Annotated in this window: 1 protein-coding gene; it reads left to right on the forward strand. The window is 54.7% G+C overall.

Annotation, left to right across the window (positions count from 1 at the left end):
- Positions 1-51 precede the first annotated feature (51 nt).
- Positions 52-1,418, forward strand: a protein-coding gene (locus QBK88_RS30670) for an IS3 family transposase (protein WP_445765031.1) whose coding sequence is annotated in 2 segments (ribosomal slippage) — positions 52-550 and positions 550-1,418 — 1,368 coding nt in all. Because the reading frame shifts where the segments join, the coding sequence is not laid out codon by codon here.
- Positions 1,419-1,451: the final 33 nt, after the last annotated feature.

Genomic DNA, 1,451 nt, shown 5'->3' on the forward strand with positions numbered 1-1,451 from the left:
TGAACTGACCCCAAAAAGTTGGACACCCACATCCAACTTTTTGAGGTACCCATGCGTAAATACCCAGAGCAGTTCAGGCACGATGCCGTAAAAACCTACGTCAACGGCCCCAAGGGCCTGCGGCGAGTCGCCAAGGACTTCAACATGGATTGCAGCCTGCTAAGGCGCTGGGTCGCAGCGTACCGCATTCATGGCGAAGAGAGCTTCCAGGCCACCGTCAGGGTCAGGCATAGCCCCCAATTCAAGCTCTCCGTGGTGCAACGCATGTGGAAGGACAAGCTTTCCTGCCGCGAAGTCGCGGCGTTGTTTGGCTTGAAGAACTCTTCTCAGGTAGGCAGCTGGGAGCAGGGCTATTACAGTGGCGGTATTGAATCGTTAGCCCCGCAAACACCAGGACGTGCCTTCGCAATGCCCAAGCAACCTGCTGCGCCTCAGAACCCCACCAGCCCGGATGACTCGCGTAGCCGTGAGCAACTGCTGGCTGAGATTGACCATCTGCGCATGGAGGTGGATTACCTAAAAAAGCTCAAAGCCTTAAAGGAGGAGAAAGCGAGACTGGCAGAAGCGAAAAAGCGCAAATAATTCAGGAACTCCGGGCTCGGCATCCAACCAGTGCGCTGTTGAAGCTGGCGGGGTTGGCTAGGAGCACGTTCCACTATCAGCTGGCAGCTTTGAAGGCACCGGACAAGCATGCCGGCGTCAAGGCGTCGATTCGCGCGGTCTTTGAGACGCACAAAGAGCGTTACGGTTACCGACGAGTCACTGCGGCTATCCGCAAGAGCGGAACGGTGATCAACCACAAAACCGTACAGCGGCTGATGGACGAAATGCAGCTTAAATCTCGGGTACGGGCCAAGAAGTATCGGGCTTATCGAGGGGAAGAAGGTATGGCAGCGCCCAACCTGATGAAGCGTGATTTCAAGGCTCAACAGCCCAATCAGAAGTGGGTGACTGACGTCACAGAGTTCAAGGTCGGTGCAGAGAAGCTCTACCTATCTCCTGTTATCGACTTGTACAACGGCGAGGTCGTGGCTTATCAGATCGCCAAACGACCGGCCTTTGAGCTGGTCACCAAAATGCTGGAGAAAGCGTTCTGCCGCCTGCAGAGCGACGAAAGCCCAATGCTCCACTCGGACCAAGGCTGGCAATACCGGATGTCGGCATACAGGCACCTGCTTGAACAAAAGAAGGTATCTCAGAGCATGTCTCGCAAAGGGAACTGCCTGGACAACGCCGTCGTGGAAAGCTTTTTCGGGACGCTGAAGTCCGAGCTTTTTCACCTGGAGCGCTTCGATAGTGTTGAGCATTTGCAGATGGCGATAGATGATTACATTCACTATTACAACCATGACCGTATCAGGCTGAAACTAGGCGGCATGAGTCCTGTGGAGTACAGGACTCAGCAAAAAACGGCCTAGCCGAGCACTGTCCAACTTTTGGGGGTCAGTTCA

The sequence above is a fragment of the Pseudomonas sp. RIT-To-2 genome (genome assembly GCF_029623465.1).
Classification (GTDB): domain Bacteria; phylum Pseudomonadota; class Gammaproteobacteria; order Pseudomonadales; family Pseudomonadaceae; genus Aquipseudomonas; species Aquipseudomonas silvicola.